Origin of the sequence: uncultured Phascolarctobacterium sp., assembly GCF_934190775.1 — a bacterium.
GTDB lineage: Bacteria > Bacillota > Negativicutes > Acidaminococcales > Acidaminococcaceae > Phascolarctobacterium_A.
This window is the reverse complement of sequence record NZ_CAKPTG010000006.1, coordinates 1-15,227: the sequence shown is the minus strand read 5'-3', so window position 1 is coordinate 15,227 and position 15,227 is coordinate 1. Positions and strand designations below refer to the sequence as shown.

Here is a 15,227-nt window from a genome sequence, read left to right as displayed (position 1 = left end):
TTGATACACTTCCTTATTTATTATAAAAATTTGTGATAGCGGTCATGAGGCCGTCGATTGTATATTCAGCGGCATTGATAGCCGGAGTATAGCCATGCTTTTTCAGGGTATCAGCAGTTACGGGGCCGATAGCAGCCAGAGCAGCCTTGTTCAGCAGCTCCTTCTTGTCACCGAGAACCTCGAGCAGGTTGGTTACGGTGCTGCTGCTGGTGAAGGTTACGATGCTTGCTTCGCCGCTTTCAAGGGCTTCGATGAGCTCGTCCTTGTTTTCGCAGTCAGCAACAGTTTCGTAAGCAGTTACAACGTCAACGGTAGCACCGATTTTGCGCAGAGATTCGGGCAATACTTCGCGTGCAACCTTAGCACGTGCCAGCAGGATTTTGTCACCGGCGGTGATTTCGCCTGCCAGTGCTTCAGCCAGCTCCTCTGCTTTGTAAGCGGAAGGAATGAGGTCGGCGGTGAGGCCGTGCTCTGCCAGAGCCTTGGCGGTGGCGCTGCCGATAGCGGCAAGCTTAACGTTAGCCAGGGCGCGGGCATCCTTCTTAGCTGCGCCCAAACGCTCAAAGAAGTAGTCTACGCCGTTAGCGCTGGTGAAGACGAGCCATTTGTAGTCATTGATGCTGGCAATAGCGTTGTCCAGCGGAGTGTAATCTGCCGCCGGAACAATTTTGATTGCCGGAGCTTCGATAACTTTAGCGCCTTGTGCTTCCAGCTTTTTGGTGAGAGCGCTGGCTTGTGCACGTGCGCGGGTAACGATAACAGTTTTGCCGAAGAGCGGCTTGTTATCGAACCATTGCAGCTGCTCACGCAGGCGTACAACCTCGCCAACGAGGAAGATAGCAGGCGGTTTCATACCGGTTGCCTTAACGTCAGCGGCAGCTCTGCCCAAGGTGGTAATCAGAGTGCGCTGTTCAGGATGAGTGCCCCAACGGATAACGGCAGCCGGGCAGTCGGCACTGCGGCCGTTAGCGATGAGCTCGCGGCTGATTTTTTCAATGTTTTCTACGCCCATGAGGAAGACGAGGGTGTCAACAGAGGTTGCCAGGCCCTTCCAATGGATGGTGGATTCGCCTTTAGTAGGATCCTCGTGGCCGGTAATAACAGCGAAGGAGGTTGCTACATGGCGATGGGTAACAGGAATGCCTGCATATTCAGCAACGGCAATAGCACTGGTTACGCCGGGAACGAATTCAAACGGCAGGCCTGCTTCACGCAGTTCGATGGCTTCTTCGCCACCGCGACCGAATACAAAGGGGTCGCCACCCTTTAAACGTGCTACAACCTTGCCCTCAGCAGCCAGCTTTACCAGCAGCTTGTTGATATCGGGCTGGCGCATGGTGTGGTTAGCGCTGGCTTTGCCAACATAAACCATTTCTGCGTCCTTGCGGGCGAAGGCCAGAATACGCGGATCTGCCAGGCGGTCATAAACAACAGCGTCAGCAGTCTGCAGGCATTCCTTAGCCTTGAGTCCCAAAAGTCCCGGGTCGCCGGGGCCTGCACCGATTAAATATACTTTACCTTGTTTCGTCATGATGTCACTCTCCTTAAAGAATTGCGGCCAGAATTTCCTGACCACCGGCAGCCAGCATTTTTTTGCCCAGCTGTTGGCCGAGGCTGACAGCATCATCAGCTTTGCCGTTAATTGTATCACGCAGAATAGTGCTGCCGTCTAAAGCAGCAATGATTGCTTCAATGCGAATGTTTTCACCTTCAACGTCGGCATGTACACCGATAGGAACCTGACAGCCGCCTTCCAGTAAGCCTAAGAAGGCACGTTCAGCGTCGGTAGCCTGCTTGGTGTTCAGGTCGTTTAAGAAGCTCAGCATATCGCGTACGTCCTTATCCTCGGTACGTGCTTCGATTGCCAATGCGCCCTGGCCTACAGCCGGCAGGCAGACATCAGCAGGAATCAGGCTGGAGATGCGGTCGCCATGACCAAGACGCTCCAGGCCTGCAGCTGCCAGAATAATAGCATCATACAGTCCTTCGTCCAGCTTACGCAGGCGGGTATCAACGTTGCCGCGCAGGTCACGGATTTCCAGATCCGGACGCTTAGCTAACAGCTGCGCCTTACGGCGCAGACTGCTGGTGCCGACTACGGCACCGAGAGGCAGCTCTTCGAAGCTGCCATATTTGTTGCTGACGAAAGCATCGCCAACGTTGGCACGCTCGGTAATTGCGGTCAGGCACAGGCCTTCCGGAAGAACGGTAGGCATATCCTTCAGGCTATGTACAGCCAGATCAACAGTGCCATCTAAAAGATCCTCTTCAATTTCCTTGGTAAACAAACCCTTGCCGCCGATTTGCGCCAGGGGCACGTCTAAAATACGGTCGCCTTTGGTGACAATTTTTTTCAGTACAACCTCACATTCAGGATATTGCTTGCGCAGTAAGGCTGCAATATGATTGCTTTGCCAAAGCGCTAAAAGACTTTGTCTAGTCCCAATCGTCAATTTTGCTTTCATCACCAAACTCCTCTCCGGTTTCATTTAATAAAAATAAATCACACATCATTTTCTTGTAGCGTTCTTCCTCAGAAGTACCTGCTACAGCATTCATGGCCTTCATAGGCTCGCGCAGGAATTTATGTTCCAGACGTTGAGTCATCAGGTCGATAATGCGCTTTTCATGATCGGTAAGCTCCGGCATTTTAATAAAGGCCTTCTTCAAAACCTTCTGGCGCAGGAAATTCATTTTATCATGCAGCTGTACCATAACAGGGCGCATGGTGTAATAACGCAGGCGCTCCTTGAGGGCGCCGATTTCCTCGCTGATAATCTGCTCGGCAACATGCGCTTCCTTTTCGCGGAAGTTTTTATTGGTATCAACAACGCCTTCCAGATCATCAATGTTATAAATAGTTACGCCGGCAACATCGGCCAGTCTGGGGTCGACGTCACGCGGAACGGCAATATCAATCAGAATCAGCGGTCTGCCGTTGCGCTTGGGGAGCAGAGGTCCTAAATTTTCTACGGTAAGCACGTAATGCGGCGCACCGGTAGATGTTATGATGATATCGGCATCGGCGGCATGTTCGAACATGGCACGGTAGGGAATAGCCGTACCGTGGAATTTGCCTGCCAAATCCTGCGCTCTTTCGTAGTGACGGTTGCTGACGCAAATAGTCTGCGCACCCTTGTCCAACAGATGCTGTGCAGTAAGCTCACTCATATGACCGGCACCGACTACCAAAATCTGCGCCTTGCTCAAGTCGCCTAAAATTTTGATGGCCAGGTCAACAGCTGCACTGGAAACAGATACGCTGCTGTAGGCAATTTTTGTTTCGGTACGCACGCGCTTGCCGACGGCAATAGCCTTATTCATAATGGTATTGAGAATCGTATCTGTCATACCGTTATTGCGGGCAATCTGATAAGCATTTTTAATCTGGCTGAGAATCTGGCCTTCACCGACAATCAGGGAGTCCAGACTGGATGCTACGCGGAACAGATGCTTTACGCAGTTCGTACCGTTCAGATTATAAAAATATTCACTTTGATAATGTTCACCTGCCAAATGCTTGAGCAATGATTTGATAAAGGGGATTGCTTCATGCGGATTTTCAATCACCATGTACAGCTCGGTGCGGTTGCAGGTGGAAAGCAGCATGGCTTCGGGAATATTATCGTAATTGCGCAGACGGCGCAGAATACTTGCCACCCTGTCATTGGAAAAATTAAAACGTTCACGGATCTCAACGGGGGCGGTTCTGTGATTGAGTCCTAAAACTGTTAACTGCATCTAATACCTTCTCCTTTGCTTGAGCAGGCTTACCTGCTATAACTAAATTTAGTAAATCCTGTTTTAAAACACTGCGCCAGAATTGTGTCCGTTCCTCTGGCGTGCTGTCGATACTCTTTACTTCTTCTCTCTGCAGCAGCAGGAAGCTGTTGAAGTCAGCCAGCTCCGGTGTCAGGATATGCTCCAGCTGCTTTTTCAGCAAGCGTGTGAAGGCAGGCATACCGCCTGTTGCCAGCGCTATGGTAATATCACCTTCGCTGATAGCTGAGGGGACAGTGAAATTACTCAGCTCCGGTTCAGTAATATTGTTGATAAGGCAGGGAGCAGCGTCTGAAATCTGCCTGTTGACGACCTTATTATCTGTGGCGGCAATAACCACAAAGGCGTTCTGCAGATATTCAGGCTTGTAGTAATCCTTGATGAGCGTGCAGCCTTGTGCAGAGGCAAGCTTTTGCACATCGTCGCAGAAGATGGGAGCGACAACGGTTACATTGGCACCGGCATCCAAAAGCGTGGCAAGCTTACGGGCGGCAACAGTGCCGCCGCCGATAATTACACAGCTTTTGTCCGCTACACGCAGCATTGCAGGATAATGAAAATTAGTTTTATTAAGCATATAATTAACCACCTTTAGGAACGTGATAATGAGTGTCATTAAAGATGTTTCCTAACCTTTATATAATATCATATCTGAAGCAATTTATAAAGATATTAAAGGCTTTGTAAGTGCGAAAAACATAAGAAAATGCATAGAACATAGAAGAAGAGTGAAATAATTCAGGAAAAGAAAAAAAAGAGGGACTTGAACGCACAAAAACTCCCGCCGCAATCCATTTGGATTGTCAGGCGGGAGCCTTATTAAGTCTTATTAAATTTTATTGGTTAATTATTTGCCGAAGTATCTTTTCAGCAGGCCAGCGAAAGCTTTGCCATGGCGAGCTTCGTCACGAGCCATTTCATGAACGGTGTCATGGATAGCATCCAAGTTCAGAGCCTTAGCGCGTTTAGCCAGGTCGGTTTTACCAGCGGTTGCACCGTTTTCAGCTTCTACACGCATTTCCAGGTTCTTTTTGGTGGAGTCGGTTACAACTTCGCCCAGCAGTTCTGCAAATTTAGCAGCATGTTCAGCTTCTTCGAAAGCAGCTTTTTCCCAGTACAGGCCGATTTCCGGATAGCCTTCGCGGAAAGCTACGCGGCTCATAGCCAGGTACATACCAACTTCGGAGCATTCGCCGTTGAAGTTAGCACGCAGGTCAGCTTTGATATCTTCAGGAACGTCGGAAGCGATACCTACAACGTGTTCAGCAGCCCAGCCCATTTCAGCAGCCATTTCCTGGAATTTGGAAGCGGGAGCACCACATTGCGGGCATTTTGCCGGAGCAGCTTCGCCTTCATATACATAACCACATACTTGACATACAAATTTTTTCATATTATTTCCCTCCATGATTTTATATTGCATTGCTTAATTTTATTTTTGACTTGCACAGCTTGTGTGCCTTTGACACTTATATAATAACACAAGCTGCAAGAGTTGTCAATAATAATTATCCGTTAATTTTCATTTTAATTTAGTTAGCTGTAGCTGACAAATTAAAATTTGAGAGTTAAGCCCAGGTTAACTCCTTTAGCCTTCATGTCGCGGTCTTCGCCGAAGGCATCATCAAATGTCTGATTATAGTAGGAAGCGTTTACTTCCAGATTGTTCAGGATAGGCTTGCTGATGCCGATTTCGTAGCCGCTGTTTCTGTTGCCGTAGCCTACATTACCCCAAACGGTGAAGAGTGCGGGAATATCATAGGCTGCCTGTAGGCCAACCTGGCCGGAGTTTTTGGTTTTGCCGCCAACATAACCGGAGGTATCAGCATTCAGATAACCTGCGTAAGCAGAAATACCCGGCAGCACCTTGTACATAAGGTTGAATTGCTGGGCGCGGGTTTTCGCTTCGTCAGCCTTGTAGTTGTTCCATTTGTAATTTAAGGCAGTATTTTGACCGAGACCAACAGTTGCGCCAAGATAGGTGCTGTTGGACTTGCTGAATTTGTAGTTGTCACCATTAAGACTGGAAGGCAACGTAATGCCTGCATCAATAGCTACCTTGCCTGCATCATAATTTTTGAGCGGAGAAGCATAAGCGCTCAGGCTGCAGGTAGTAGCAAGGCAGATTGCAGCGCTGAAAGCTAATAAAGCATGTATGGATTTCATCTTGTATCACTCCTTTTACAACATAATTTTGCTTTTAACTTAATTTTAGCATATAAAGATAGTTATGCAAGCAAAAAGCAGTGATGTGTTTATGACAAATCTGTTAAAAGTACTTGTAAATTCGCGCGGAAAAGAGGATAATTATAATGTATATCTATCTATAAACAAGGGGATTTTATGAGCGCAGATAATAAAGCTTCTAATAGCAAATTTTTAAAGGGAACCTTAATCCTTACAGCTTCCAGTATTGTGGTCAAGGTTATCGGTTCCTTAAACTGGATTATTTTATCACGTGTATTGGGTGGCGAAGGCATTGGCCTGTATCAGATGGGCTTTCCCATCTATCTGATGGCAATTACTGTATCGAGTGCCGGTGTGCCGGTGGCTATTTCCATCATCACGTCTGAAAAGCTGGCGAATAAGGACTATCGCGGTGCAAAGCGAGTCTTTAATGTTTCGTTGCGAGTGCTGCTGTTAAGTGGCCTGTTGTTTTCGTCCTCGCTGTTTTTCGGTGCGGACTGGTTGATTAATAACCATATCATCCGTGACAGCCGTGCTTATTATTCTATTATTGCTTTGGCTCCGGCTGTTTTCTTTGTAACCTTTCTGGCAAGCTTCCGCGGTTACCTGCAGGGCTGGCAGATTATGACGCCGACGGCGGTCAGTGAGATTGTCGAGCAGCTGACGCGTGTTATTACCATGCTCATTTTTGCCGACCTCTTTATGCCGTACGGTCTGGCGTTCGCTGCAGGCGGTGCCAGCATGGGCGCTGGCGTAGGCGCGTTCTGTGCACTTTTGGTGCTGATGTGGTTCTATCGTCGCCTGAAGCAGCGCCTGCAAAAGGAAATGGCGGAGCAGGATGACGGTGCGCCGGTAGAAAGCGCCGGACATATTATCAAGCGTCTGCTGAAGCTGGCGTTGCCTGTATCGCTGACCAGCCTGATGCTGCCGATTGGTGCCAACCTGGACCTTCTGATTGTGCCGCAGCGTTTGGAAGCAGCCGGCTTTGATATTCATCATGCGACAGAGCTGTTCGGTTATCTGACCGGCATGGCAGTGCCACTGGTTAATCTGGCAACAATTTTTACTGCGGCAATGACCATCAGTCTGGTGCCGTCTATTTCCGAATCTCGTGCGTTGGGCAGCTTTGATGCAATTCGTGATAAAATCCGTATCGCCTTCCGTGTAGCGATGATTATCACCTTCCCCTGCTTTATGGGCTTGTATTGTCTGGCAGAAAAGGTTGCGGCGCTTGTGTACAATGCTCCCGGTGCGGCACCTGCGATTCAGACGATGAGTATTGGTATTCTGTTCTTAGGTATGCATCAGATCAGTACAGGTATTCTGCAAGGCCTGGGCCGCACAGCAATCCCTGTAATCAATATGATTATTGCCTGCATTGTAAAAATTGCTATGAGTTGGTATCTTACTGCTGTGCCGGAGCTGGGCATCCGTGGTGCTTCGATGGCGACGGTGGCAGATTTCGCCGTGGCAGCGATTATCAATATGGGCTTTATTTATAAGCTGACAGGCTATAGCTTCTCTGTTGGCAGCATTATCCGCCCTTGTTTTGCTTCTGGCGTGATGGGCGCTGCAATTTACGGCGTGCTGATGCTTACGGAAAGCATGGGTATGTGGTGCGTACTGTTTGCTATGGCAGCAGCTGTACCTGTCTACGCGCTGGCGTTGCTGGCCTGCGGTGGTCTGAATAAAGAGGATTTGGACAACGTGCCCTTTGTGGGACGTAGATTGTTGGCAGTAGGCCAACGCTTTGGTCTTTTCAAGTGAGGTAATAAAAATAATGGAGGAAAGGAATTGTGAGCTTCGCTTGCCTAATGGCAAGGTAGTAAGTTTTTCGTATGCTAAGCTCAAGGCTGGCGTTGCTGTTGCTGCCTTGGTGCTGGTTGGAGCAGTCGGCGGAGCCGGCTATTTATATCATCAGCTGGCAGATTATCGCAGCGAAGCAGCTGATTATGCTGCTTATAAGCAAAATAAGGCTGAGCAGCAGACAAAGCTGCAGAAGCTTTTGCAGGACAATGAAAAAATGCTGCGCGATATGGCAGAAATCTCTAATCTGGAGAAAAAGCTGCGTCGTGCTATTATCCGTGATGTAGACAGCAGTAAGCTGGGCGAGGGTACCAGTATGGTGGATTCGACAGCAGCCAAGGAAACGTCTGCCAGTACGTCTTATACAGGCAAGGGCGGTCCTGCTAAAATGGATATCAATGGTACTATGGCTGTGCTGACAGCCCAGAATGCGAATATCCAAAAAATGCTTGATGGCACAAAAAAATCTGTCAGTGAGCTTTTGAGTGAGGTTGAAGGTTCCGGTGGCGGTATGTCATCCTTCCCTGATAAATGGCCTACAGACGGCGGCACTATCAGCAGTAATTACGGTGTGCGCACTGGTCCGATTGAGGGCGGTTATGATTGGCATCCTGGTCTGGATATAGCGGTTGATTTTGGCACGCCGATTTATGCGACTGCTGCCGGTACGATTGAGCAGGCAGGCTGGAATGGCGGCTACGGACGCTATGTGCGTATCAATCATGGCAATGGCTATGAAACAGCCTATGGACATATGAGCGGCATTGCTGTTGCTGCAGGACAGAAGGTCATTAAAGGCGAAATCATCGGCTTTGTCGGCAGTACAGGCTATAGCACCGGTCCCCATGTACATTACGAGGTGCTGGCAGATGGGCAGAATATCGATCCGTTCTATGTACTGAAAAACAGGTAAAGGCTGATAAATGCTGCTATCTGCGGTAAATAGCAGATCAGTAAAATTAAAAATAGATTTTTGTGAGCCACTATGACAGAATTGTTGTAGTGGTTTTTTGTATGCGTTGGTTGAAATTATGGGTGCAGCAGATTGTAAAAAATACGTAAAACATGCTTCTATGCGCTATTATTGCTTTACAGCAGCAAATGCAGGTGTTATCATTATCTTAATATTATAAATAATTACAGGCGAGGAGGTCCGCATTATGTCCATCAGAGAAATTTCCTTCCCTTCTGCCAACGGCAGAGATACCATCAAGGCCTGGTCCTACAGTCCTTTAGGTCAACCGAAAGCTATTGTACAGCTGATTCACGGCTATGGTGAGCATTCACGCCGCTATCTGCACATGATCAGCAAGTTCAATGAAGCAGGCTTTGTAGTCTTTGCTGATGACCATCTCGGTCATGGTAAAACCGGCTATGACGGAGGCACCTTGGGTGACCCGCATTCCGGCGGCTATATGACCTACCTGAAGGATGAAAAAGCCTTGCATGATATTGCTAAAGAGGCATATCCCGAGCTGCCGTATTTCGTTTTCGGCCACAGCTGGGGTTCTATGCTGGCGCGTGCTTATGCGTCAATCTACGGTGAGGATATCAAAGGTATGATGCTGTGCGGTGTCTGCTCGCAGTGGCAGGGCTGTGAGGATGCTTATGTTAATGCAGAATTCAAGGCTGCTTATGAGGCAGATCCGTATCAGCCTTGTGGCGTCTGGTTTGAGCGTGTTTTCTGCGGTATGACGGACAGAGTGGAAAATCCCAACGGTCCGGCAGACTGGATTGCAACAGATCCGCGCATTGTTGCGGACCATGCTGGCGATATGTTCAATACCTTTGATACTACGCTGGAGCTGTGCTATGATTTCGTGCAGTTGTATCATTATATTGAGAATGATGAGTGGGCTGCCAAGGTACCGCAAAATATTCCCAGCTATCTGATTGCCGGGGACCAGGATCCCTGTGGTAATTACGGCGAGGGCTTGTATCATGTAGCCAATCTGCTGGCAAAAACCGGACATAAGGTTTCTGTAAAGCCATATCCGGGCTTCCGTCATGAGATTCACAATGAGCTGTGCTTGCGCGATGAAGTAGAAGCTGGTTTGATTAAATTTATGGATGATTGCTTGGCGTAAAATAGTTATAAAGTAAAAGAGGCTGCCTTACGGCAGCCTCTTTTACTTTATAAGCTCCCAGATATCGCCCACGTTTTCAGCCAGCAGCTTGGCACCGTGTGCTTCCAAAAAGGCACGGCCTCTGAAGCCCCAGCAAGCGCCGATGCAGGCTACGCCTGCATTGCTTGCTGTGGCAATGTCGGTATCCGAATCACCGATATAGATAGTGCTTGCAGGCTCAGCGTTTAATTGCTGCATGATTGCCAGCAGCATATCCGGCGCAGGCTTTTTGGCGATGCCGGCGCGCTCGCCGCAGGCAGCGTCGAGCTGGCTGTCGAAGTATTGCTTAGCCAGCGCCTGTACGCCGTAATCCGCTTTGTTGGAAACAATGGCGGTGCGGCAGCCTGCAGCGCGCAGCTGCTGCAAAAGCTGCGGCACGCCGTCATAGGGGCGGGTGCTGTCGGCGCAGTGCTGCTTGTAGTATTTGTTGAAGCTGGCAAAGACCTCCTCCTGCAGCTCTGCAGTGGTGTCAGCCGGTACTGCACGCTCAATCAGCTTGCGGATGCCATTGCCGACAAACAGGCGCACCTCGTCTGTGGTGCGCTTTGGCAGCTTGTGCTCTGCTAAAGCATGGTTGGTAGCAGCAGCTAAATCTGCCAATGTGTTGAGTAAGGTACCGTCAAGATCGAAAATAATGGTTGTATATTTCATGGTTAATCTCCTTTGGAACTTAAGATTTTCTTCCTTGTCTATTGTAGCACAAAAAAGGCAAATGCTTTATAATATTATTATATTTAAGTTTGGAGGATAAGGCATGGCTTATGATTACGCTCGCTTAGCGAAAATAAAGTGTTTTCTTTTTGATATGGACGGAACAATTAATTTGGGCAACGAACTGATTCCTGGTATGGAAGGCTTTTTTGATAAATTAAAGGCAGCAGGCAAGGAATATTATCTGCTGACGAATAATTCTTCCCGTAGCCACGAGCATTATGTGCAGAAAATGAATGGACTGGGCGTGCCGGTTACGCGTGAGAATATCCTGATTTCATCAGACGCACTGACCAACTGGATGCAGAAGAACAAACCTGGTGCGAAGCTGTTTGTGCTGGGAACGCCGCAGCTGTTGGCAACGATTGAGGAAGCAGGCTTTACGCTGACGAATACGCTGGAGGAGGGCGCTGATTATGTAGTTGTCGGCTTTGACCAGACACTTACCTATGACCGCCTTACTACCGCCTGCCGCCTGATTGACAAGGGTGTGCCGTATGTTGCTACGCATCCTGATGTGCGCTGCCCGATTGAAGGCGGCGAATTCATTCCTGATACCGGTGCAATGCTGGAGCTGATTAAAACTGCTACCGGCAAAAAGCCGCAGCTGATTTTCGGTAAGCCTTATAAGTATATGGTAGATGTGGTTTTGGATAAAACCGGTTATAAAAAAGAGGAAATTGCTATGGTGGGTGACCGCCTGGCAACAGATATTGCCTTTGGCTTGAATAACGATATTCTTTCTGTGATGGTGCTGACCGGTGAGGCAACCATGGAAGATGTGGAAAATGGTTCCATCAAGCCGGATATTATTCTGCCACATGCTAAGGAAATTTTGCAATATCTTGGTGAATAACGTATAAATACTTTGCTTTGATAACGAAAGGAGTAGTGCTATGGCTGTTTTGGAGCAGACTGCTGTATTGACTGATGCTATTCGTCCTGTGCCTGCCAGTGAGCTGGAGACGCGTATGGAGAAGTTTCGCCGCCTGATGGATGAAATGCATCCCGGTTGGGAAATGGCTGCAGTCAATCATAAGATTGCAATGTATTATTTTACGGGTACGATGCAGGAGGGTGTGCTGCTGATTCGTCCGCAGGATGCAATTTTCTGGGTGCGCCGCAACTATGAGCGCGCAGTAAACGAATCGCATTTCAGCGATATCCGTCCGATGCACAGCTTTCGTGAGGCTGCTGCCTATTATGGCAGTGCGCCACGCATTATGTATGTAGAAACGAAGAAGGCTACCCTTGATTGGGAGCGCATGCTGCATAAGTATTTTGCTTTTGAAGAGGTTGGCTCCTTTGACGCAGTACTGCAGGAGCTGCGTCTGCGCAAGAGTGCTTACGAGCTGCAGCAGATGGAACACTCCGGCGCTATTCACGAAACAGTGCTGGACGTTGTTGCTCCGAAGCTGATTCATGCAGGCATCAGTGAAGCGCAGCTGGCCATTGAGCTTTATAGCGAGATGGTGCAGCGCGGTTCACACGGAACAGCGCGCTTTAACCAGTCCTTGGGCGAGGAGGTTGTCGGTTTGGCTTCCTTTGGCAAGAGCGGTTTAGTACGCACCGGCTTTGACGGCCCCGGCGGTACCGGCGGCACCTGCATAGCGGTGCAGTCTATCGGTAATGCTTTCCGCAAGTTGCAGTCCGGTCGATTGGTTTATCTTGATGTTCCCTGCGGCTTTGATGGTTATCATACAGATAAGACTGTTGTGTATTATTTCGGCATCCTGCAAAAGGATGAGCAATGCGCAAGACTTTTGGCGGCACAGGAGCGCTGCCTGGAGCTGGAGCAAGAGGTAGTGTCCATGATGGTTCCTGGTGAGCCGATTGAAAACCTGTACTTGCACACTATGGAAAAGTTTGATAATGTCTATGGCGATGCGTTTATGAACGGCGGTAAATTCCTGGGGCACAGCATTGGTCTGGTGATGGATGAAGCGCCGGCTATAGCCAAAGGCTTTAAGCAGCCGCTGGAGCCAGGCATGACCTTTGCCGTAGAGCCTAAAATTGCTTTGCCGGGCTTAGGCCTGGTAGGCACGGAAAATACCTATGTGGTTACGGAAAAGGGCGCACGTTCGCTGACCGGTCGCTCACACGCACTGCGTGAAATTGAATAGTATTACGGTAAAACAAAAATGCTGCGGGCGTTATGCCTGCAGCATTTTTCAGTAATAGTCTTATTCAGCTAATTCCTTGGCGCATTCTACGAATTTTACTCCGGCAGCGGCCATTTCCTGCATAGCACTTGCGATGGTTTCGGGAGCAATGCCGCGGCAGGCAGCCTTGTTCAGGATAACGTCGAAGCCTGCAGCCTTCAGCTGCAGTACAGTGTTCTTTACGCAGTAATCGGTTGCCAAACCGCCGCAGATAACGGTGGTGATACCGTGACAGCGCAGATATTCGATGGCACCGGTGGAAAGAGTGTCCTTCAGGTCATGGTAGCAGGCACCGTAGGGATGCTTATCTGCTTCAATGCCCTTGAACACCTGATAGTCATAGGCATCTTCATCAAGGCCGTCGATAAAGTCAAAGCCTTTGGTGCCGATAATAGCATGTGCCGGCCAACGGATATCGAGATCAGGATAGCCGCTGATGGGAGTGAGCGGAGCGTGCTCGGCATCGCTGATCCAGAGCGCGCAACGGCTGTGCGCATCGCGGGAAGCGAGGCGCAGGCTGGCGAATTGCGCCTGGGCGTTCAGCTCGGGAGCGATGGTGTCGCCTTCGGCAACCGGCAGCTCGTCGGGGCAGACTGGGGTGAAGGTGTTTTGCGCGTCGATATCAAAGGAAGCAATGTATTTTTTTCCCGGTAATTGCATAGTAAACCCTGCTTTCTGTTTTAATTTAGACTTATTGTAGTATACTGCGGTGATTTTAGCAATAGGGAAAATGCTTTTGCTATAGGAACACCTTGAAGTTAAAGATTTTCTCTCTGCTGATTAGATTGCAGATATGTCGCTACAAACCACTTATCATTGCTCTTGGCGCTGCACTCGGTATCGTGGATAGAGGAACTTGCTAGAGAATCGAGATAGACTACATGGTCAATTTTATAATGTTCCCTGAAGGCTTCGGAGAGCGAATCAGCTAGGAACGATTCAGCTTTGATGAGGTTGCGTTCTGATTTTTCCCAATTTAAAAGTACTCATGAAAATAAATTATTCACAAATCAGAGTTTTTATGATAGAATCATCTTAGGAATAGTTTAATTAAAGTTACTTGAATTATAAAATATTTTAAGCAGGTGATTTTGTGGGAAAAGGATTGGTGGTTTCGTCATTAGCTTTGGCAGCAGGTTTTTTATTGCCTGTATATGTTTATGCAGCTCAATTAGATACACAACAACAGATAATTGCTCAGAAAGAGCAGGAACAAGCTTCTAAACGTGCTGAAAAGGAATTGCAGTATCGTGTGGGTCAGTCTATGACTAAAACACAACAGCAAGGCAGTCGTTTGGAGGCTTTTGTTTTACCCGAGGAAGAGAACAGTTTTAGAATTAAACGTTTCGTGCTTTATGCTCCGAAATATGGCTATAAATTTACTTGGATAGATGAATATCTGGCACAGTTTAACGGTCAGAGAATCGGCGTGAACGGCATAAATGAATTGCTGAAACGAATCAACCAGGAAATCATTAACCGCGGATATGTAACAACGCGAGTTTATGTTGGGGAACAGGATTTATCAAAAGGTAAATTTGTCTTTTCATTAGTTCCGGGTATTGTGGGGGATATTAAATTCAGAAATGAAAATACCTGGGGGACATGGCATAATGCAGTTTGCATGAAGCGAGGTTCAATACTTAATATACGTGATATAGAACAGACCATAGATAATTTCAACAATGTGCCTTCGCAGAGTGCAGATATAAAGATTGAGCCGGGCAGTAATGAAGGTGAAAGCAATCTAGTTATAGATATTAAGCGCACAAAGCCCTGGACTTTAATGACTTCAGTAGATAACAGTGGCACTAAGACAACAGGCATGGCACAGATGAGCGCAACATTGCAGCTGCTGCAGCCTTTTTCAGCGAACGATGTGTTTTATGCAAGCTGGAATGAAGATGCTACGCAATCAGGAGAACGCAAGGGAACAAGGGCGAACAGCTTGTACTACAGTGTCCCGTTCGGTAAGGAGCGGTTTACTTTCAGCCACAGCAAGAATGATTACCACCAGACTGTCGAATATGCGGTAAACCCTTTTGTTTCCAGCGGTAAATTTACAAGTGACAGCATCAGCTGGAATCATTTGCTGCAACGTGACCAAAAGAGTAAGACTGATTTTGAGCTTGGTCTTGTACATAAAACTCGCCACAGCTATATAGACGGTACAGAAATAGAGGTGCAACGCCAAAAGACAACTGCAATGCAGGTCGGTGTCAACCACAGGCAGTACCTTGGCGCAAGCGTATTAGATGCCTCGCTGAAATGGCAGAAGGGCTTGCCGTGGTATGCAGATGCAGGGCCTACGGACGGTATGACGGATGAAGCAACAACGCAGTACAATATGTATCTGTTCAGCGCTAATTATACTGCTCCGGTGCCTTTTGGAAGCGGGTATGATGCGCAGTATAATGTTTCCGTGCGTGGGCAAAAAGCAGACCAGAGAATATAT

Annotated in this window: 14 protein-coding genes; 6 read left to right on the top strand and 8 right to left on the bottom strand. The window is 48.2% G+C overall.

Going from position 1 to position 15,227, the window contains the following annotated elements:
- Positions 1–13: 13 nt before the first annotated feature.
- The 6 genes from cobA to Q0G26_RS04570 form a co-directional block, all read right to left on the bottom strand.
- The gene (gene cobA, locus Q0G26_RS04595) at positions 14–1,531 is read right to left on the bottom strand and encodes a uroporphyrinogen-III C-methyltransferase (protein ID WP_293828948.1); all 1,518 of its coding nucleotides are present in this window, start codon (positions 1,529–1,531) and stop codon (positions 14–16) included.
- A 13-nt stretch (positions 1,532–1,544) separates the two neighbouring features.
- Positions 1,545–2,465, bottom strand: a complete 921-nt coding sequence (gene hemC, locus Q0G26_RS04590) for a hydroxymethylbilane synthase (RefSeq protein ID WP_293828947.1) — start codon at positions 2,463–2,465, stop codon at positions 1,545–1,547.
- Positions 2,437–3,741, bottom strand: a complete 1,305-nt coding sequence (hemA, locus tag Q0G26_RS04585; RefSeq protein WP_293828946.1) for a glutamyl-tRNA reductase — start codon at positions 3,739–3,741, stop codon at positions 2,437–2,439. Before hemA ends, hemC begins: the two co-directional genes overlap by 29 nt.
- Complete coding sequence (locus tag Q0G26_RS04580; RefSeq protein ID WP_293828945.1) at positions 3,695–4,357, bottom strand: bifunctional precorrin-2 dehydrogenase/sirohydrochlorin ferrochelatase; 663 nt, start codon at positions 4,355–4,357, stop codon at positions 3,695–3,697. The genes hemA and Q0G26_RS04580 overlap by 47 nt, the downstream gene beginning before the upstream one ends.
- A 270-nt stretch (positions 4,358–4,627) precedes the next feature.
- Complete coding sequence (locus Q0G26_RS04575; RefSeq protein ID WP_021720205.1) at positions 4,628–5,173, bottom strand: NADH peroxidase; 546 nt, start codon at positions 5,171–5,173, stop codon at positions 4,628–4,630.
- A 161-nt stretch (positions 5,174–5,334) separates the two neighbouring features.
- The gene (locus Q0G26_RS04570) at positions 5,335–5,946 is read right to left on the bottom strand and encodes a hypothetical protein (protein ID WP_293828944.1); all 612 of its coding nucleotides are present in this window, start codon (positions 5,944–5,946) and stop codon (positions 5,335–5,337) included.
- A gap of 177 nt (positions 5,947–6,123) precedes the next feature.
- Between Q0G26_RS04570 and Q0G26_RS04565 the strand changes: the two genes are divergently transcribed.
- From Q0G26_RS04565 to Q0G26_RS04555, 3 genes are all read left to right on the top strand, one after another.
- Positions 6,124–7,734 carry a polysaccharide biosynthesis protein gene (locus tag Q0G26_RS04565; RefSeq protein ID WP_293828943.1) on the top strand — a complete coding sequence of 537 codons (1,611 nt, stop codon included), beginning with the start codon at positions 6,124–6,126 and terminating at the stop codon, positions 7,732–7,734.
- Between the two features lie 13 nt (positions 7,735–7,747).
- Positions 7,748–8,686 carry a peptidoglycan DD-metalloendopeptidase family protein gene (locus tag Q0G26_RS04560; RefSeq protein WP_293828942.1) on the top strand — a complete coding sequence of 313 codons (939 nt, stop codon included), beginning with the start codon at positions 7,748–7,750 and terminating at the stop codon, positions 8,684–8,686.
- A 247-nt stretch (positions 8,687–8,933) separates the two neighbouring features.
- On the top strand, positions 8,934–9,860 hold the full coding sequence (locus Q0G26_RS04555) for an alpha/beta fold hydrolase (RefSeq protein WP_293828941.1): 927 nt from the start codon (positions 8,934–8,936) through the stop codon (positions 9,858–9,860).
- A gap of 42 nt (positions 9,861–9,902) precedes the next feature.
- Here Q0G26_RS04555 and Q0G26_RS04550 read toward each other — a convergent pair whose 3' ends face one another.
- Positions 9,903–10,550 carry an HAD-IIIA family hydrolase gene (locus Q0G26_RS04550; protein ID WP_293828940.1) on the bottom strand — a complete coding sequence of 216 codons (648 nt, stop codon included), beginning with the start codon at positions 10,548–10,550 and terminating at the stop codon, positions 9,903–9,905.
- 103 nt (positions 10,551–10,653) lie between these two features.
- On the opposite strand from Q0G26_RS04550, the gene Q0G26_RS04545 reads away from it, so the two are divergent.
- Together Q0G26_RS04545 and Q0G26_RS04540 are read left to right on the top strand one after the other, a co-directional pair.
- Positions 10,654–11,466, top strand: coding sequence for an HAD-IIA family hydrolase (locus Q0G26_RS04545; RefSeq protein WP_293828939.1), 813 nt, complete (start codon positions 10,654–10,656; stop codon positions 11,464–11,466).
- 40 nt (positions 11,467–11,506) lie between these two features.
- Positions 11,507–12,733: a M24 family metallopeptidase gene (locus Q0G26_RS04540; RefSeq protein WP_293828938.1), complete on the top strand. Its 1,227-nt coding sequence runs from the start codon at positions 11,507–11,509 to the stop codon at positions 12,731–12,733.
- 60 nt (positions 12,734–12,793) lie between these two features.
- Here Q0G26_RS04540 and Q0G26_RS04535 read toward each other — a convergent pair whose 3' ends face one another.
- Positions 12,794–13,432 carry an isochorismatase family protein gene (locus Q0G26_RS04535; protein WP_293828937.1) on the bottom strand — a complete coding sequence of 213 codons (639 nt, stop codon included), beginning with the start codon at positions 13,430–13,432 and terminating at the stop codon, positions 12,794–12,796.
- Positions 13,433–13,865: 433 nt separating this feature from the next.
- Between Q0G26_RS04535 and Q0G26_RS04530 the strand changes: the two genes are divergently transcribed.
- The coding region (locus Q0G26_RS04530; RefSeq protein ID WP_293828936.1) for a ShlB/FhaC/HecB family hemolysin secretion/activation protein at positions 13,866–15,227 on the top strand (1,362 nt) is incomplete at its 3' end.

Coding starts and splice junctions, on each gene's coding strand:
- cobA (WP_293828948.1), bottom strand. CDS start 1,531: ATGACGAAACAAGGTAAAGTATATTTAATCGGTGCAGGCCCCGGCGAC.
- hemC (WP_293828947.1), bottom strand. CDS start 2,465: ATGAAAGCAAAATTGACGATTGGGACTAGACAAAGTCTTTTAGCGCTT.
- hemA (WP_293828946.1), bottom strand. CDS start 3,741: ATGCAGTTAACAGTTTTAGGACTCAATCACAGAACCGCCCCCGTTGAG.
- Q0G26_RS04580 (WP_293828945.1), bottom strand. CDS start 4,357: ATGCTTAATAAAACTAATTTTCATTATCCTGCAATGCTGCGTGTAGCG.
- Q0G26_RS04575 (WP_021720205.1), bottom strand. CDS start 5,173: ATGAAAAAATTTGTATGTCAAGTATGTGGTTATGTATATGAAGGCGAA.
- Q0G26_RS04570 (WP_293828944.1), bottom strand. CDS start 5,946: ATGAAATCCATACATGCTTTATTAGCTTTCAGCGCTGCAATCTGCCTT.
- Q0G26_RS04565 (WP_293828943.1), top strand. CDS start 6,124: ATGAGCGCAGATAATAAAGCTTCTAATAGCAAATTTTTAAAGGGAACC.
- Q0G26_RS04560 (WP_293828942.1), top strand. CDS start 7,748: ATGGAGGAAAGGAATTGTGAGCTTCGCTTGCCTAATGGCAAGGTAGTA.
- Q0G26_RS04555 (WP_293828941.1), top strand. CDS start 8,934: ATGTCCATCAGAGAAATTTCCTTCCCTTCTGCCAACGGCAGAGATACC.
- Q0G26_RS04550 (WP_293828940.1), bottom strand. CDS start 10,550: ATGAAATATACAACCATTATTTTCGATCTTGACGGTACCTTACTCAAC.
- Q0G26_RS04545 (WP_293828939.1), top strand. CDS start 10,654: ATGGCTTATGATTACGCTCGCTTAGCGAAAATAAAGTGTTTTCTTTTT.
- Q0G26_RS04540 (WP_293828938.1), top strand. CDS start 11,507: ATGGCTGTTTTGGAGCAGACTGCTGTATTGACTGATGCTATTCGTCCT.
- Q0G26_RS04535 (WP_293828937.1), bottom strand. CDS start 13,432: ATGCAATTACCGGGAAAAAAATACATTGCTTCCTTTGATATCGACGCG.